The sequence below is a fragment of the Citreimonas sp. genome, from assembly GCF_042096055.1.
In the GTDB taxonomy this organism is placed as follows: Bacteria; Pseudomonadota; Alphaproteobacteria; order Rhodobacterales; family Rhodobacteraceae; genus Citreimonas.
This window is the reverse complement of the sequence record NZ_JBELMH010000162.1, coordinates 1-2869: the sequence shown is the minus strand read 5'-3', so window position 1 is coordinate 2869 and position 2869 is coordinate 1. Positions and strand designations below refer to the sequence as shown.

Sequence of the window (2869 nt, the reverse complement as noted above, 5' to 3'; positions counted from 1 at the left end):
GTATCCGCAATTTCGCGTCGAGAAACAGCGTGCCGATCTCGGTCGCGGCGGTCAGGTTCTGCAGGTCGCTGTGGGCCGTCGAGATGCTCTCGAGCTTGTTCTTCAGCTCGGCGTTCACCGTCTGCAGTTCCTCGTTCATCGACTGCAGTTCCTCCTTCGAGGTCTCCAGCTCTTCCGAGGTCGAGCGATACTCCTCGTTGATGGATTGCAGTTCCTCGTTCGCGGCACGCAGATCCTCGATCGCCAGCTCGTGCTCGGCACGGCTGGCGACCAGCGCGTCCTGCGCCGCCTTCAGCTCGCCATGCAGGCGGCGCACCTCGTCGTCCCGGATATCGCTCGGATCGATGCTGTCGTCCGGCTCGGACAGGGCGGGTCCGGCATCGAGGAACAGGACCATCGCCTGCGCGCCCGCCCCTTCGCGCACCGGCACCGGCGCGATCTGCATCGCGATGCGGCGCTTTTCGCCGTCGAGCGGGATCGGCGTGGGATGCGTCATCGTGGCGATCCGGCTCTCGAGCGCACGGTCGAGCGCAACCTTGAGGTCGAGGCGCAGCTCGGGCCGCACCACTTCGGACAGCTTGCCAGAAAAGGTCCCGGCCGAATGCTGGATGAACCGGCCGGCGCGGGGCGACAGGTGCACGATCTGCTGGCTGCCGTCGACCAGGACGCTTGGGGGCGCAACCTTTTCGAGGGCCTCGGTGTGCTGTTCCAGCGGCGCGCGATGGCGTTCCCGGCCAGAGCCCTGCGCCGGCACCGACGGCCGGTGCATGTGCTCGGACCCGCCGCGCGGCAGGTTGGGCATGTGCCGCCGCGACTGCGGCAATGCCCGGTAGATGCGCGCCTCGCGGTCGAAGCTGGAGAAGAAGTCGCTGGCGTCAGCCGTTTCCGCCGACCCCAGGAACAGGACCCCGTTGGCCTTCAGCCCGTAGTGGAACAGGCTGAGCAGCTGCTCCTGCAGCGCGCGTTCGAGATAGATCAACAGGTTGCGGCAGGCGATCAGATCGAGCCGCATGAACGGCGGGTCCTTCAGCACGCTGTGCGACGCGAACAGAACCGCGTCGCGCAACTCCTTGCGGACCCGGTAGTGCGAGCCTTCGTCGATGAAGAACCGCTCCAGCCGCTGCTGGGACACGTCGGCCTCGATCGAGCGCGGGTAGCGTCCCTCGCGCGCGGTGGCCAGCGCGCCCTCGTCGAGGTCGCTGGCGAAGATCTGGATCGGCACGTTGACCTTCCTGCGATCCGATTCCTCGAGGAAGAGCATGGCGAGGCTGTACGCCTCCTCGCCGGTCGCGCAGCCCGCCGACCACGCCCGCACCCCGTCCTCGCGCGCTTCGTCGAGGATCGGCCCGACCGCCTTCACCGCCAGCGCATCGTAGGCGGCCTCGTCGCGGAAGAACTGCGTGACAGAGATCAGCAGGTCGCCGAAAAGCTCCTGCGCCTCTTCGGGGGTGGTGCGCAGCAGCTCGGCATAGGCCGAAGGGCTCGTGACGCGGCAGACCTGCATCCGGCGCAGCACCCGGCGCATCACTGTAGCGCGCTTGTAGCTGGAAAAGTCGTGGCCGGTGCGGGTCCGCAGGAAGCCGATGATTCGACGCAGATCGTTGGCGGCGTCATCCTCGTCGAGCGACCGGACCGCGCCCTTGCTCTTGGCGATCTCGACCATCTGCTCGGCGAGGCGGGCAATCGGGGCGACGACATTGACGACCCCCGTGGCGATGGTGTTCTGCGGCATAGCGCTGAATTCGGCCTCTCCGGGGTCCTGCGCGAACACGACGCCGCCGCTTTCGTGGATGGCCCTGACCCCGTTCGACCCGTCCGAGCCGGCGCCGCTGAGGACCACGGCCATGCCGTCGCCCCGCGCGGCGGCGATCGAGCGGAACAGAACGTCGACGGGCGCCCTGTGGCCGCGCGGTTCGACAAATTCGCGCGCGCGCACGTTGTCGCCCTCGATCACCAGTTCGTGGTCGGGCGGGATCACGTAGACGCAGTTCGCGTGCAGTTCGGGCGTGTCCGTCACCTGGTGCACGGGCATCGACGTGCAAGCCGACAGGATCTCGGCCATGGCGCTGGGTTGCTCGGGCGCCAGGTGGACGATGACGACGTAGGCAAGGCCGAGGTCATCGGGCAATTGCCGGAAGAGGCTGCGCAGAGCATGCACGCCGCCCGCCGAGGCTCCGATCGCGCAAATCGGAACGGAGCCGGTTCGTGTCTCGGACTCGGTCGCGCTGGCCATGATGGCGTTCCCCGCTTGGTTATACGGGACTCAACCACACCTCGCGCGGAAGGGACATGGTGGATATGAACTCGTTTCATTCCGCCTCCGGTCTCGTTGCCGACGGGCGGGAAGGACCATCCGGCCGCGTTACCGCGCCTCTGCGGGAACGGCGGCGAGGGCCTCGATCTCGACCACGAACTCGGGCCGGGTGAAGCCCGAGACGATCATCAGCGTCGACGCCGGCAGGCTCGTGACCTGCGCCAGCCAGGCGTCGCGGGCGACCATGTAGCCGGCCATGTGCTCGCGCCCCGTGACGAAGGCGTTGAGCCGGATCACGTGGTCGCGCGCTGCCCCCGCCTCGGCCAGGATCGCGTCTATGTTCGCGAGGCACAGCGCCGCCTGCGCCTCGGCTCCCTCGGGGATCGTGCCGTCCATCGCCAGCCCCAGCTGCCCCGAGGTCGCGATCAGCGCATGGCCCGGCGCGACATGCACCCCGTGCGCGTAGCGGGCGAAGGGCGGCGGGATCGTGGCGGGTGTCAGCGGCGTCATGCGCGGTCTCCTAACGGTTCGGCCCATCCTGCGCAGCACCCGGCGCCCGACCAAGCACCGCATGCACGGAAATCCGGCGAAAGACACGCGGACGCCCAAAAATCC

The 2869-nt window shown here is 68.3% G+C and carries 2 protein-coding genes; both read right to left on the bottom strand.

Going from position 1 to position 2869, the window contains the following annotated elements; all coding sequences use genetic code 11:
- The coding region (locus ACFDTC_RS17990) for a chemotaxis protein CheB (RefSeq protein WP_375260251.1) at positions 1-2233 on the bottom strand (2233 nt) is incomplete at its 3' end.
- A 129-nt stretch (positions 2234-2362) separates the two neighbouring features.
- Positions 2363-2764 carry a RidA family protein gene (locus tag ACFDTC_RS17985; RefSeq protein WP_375260250.1) on the bottom strand — a complete coding sequence of 134 codons (402 nt, stop codon included), beginning with the start codon at positions 2762-2764 and terminating at the stop codon, positions 2363-2365.
- Positions 2765-2869: the final 105 nt, after the last annotated feature.

Coding starts and splice junctions, on each gene's coding strand:
- ACFDTC_RS17985 (WP_375260250.1), bottom strand. CDS start 2,764: ATGACGCCGCTGACACCCGCCACGATCCCGCCGCCCTTCGCCCGCTAC.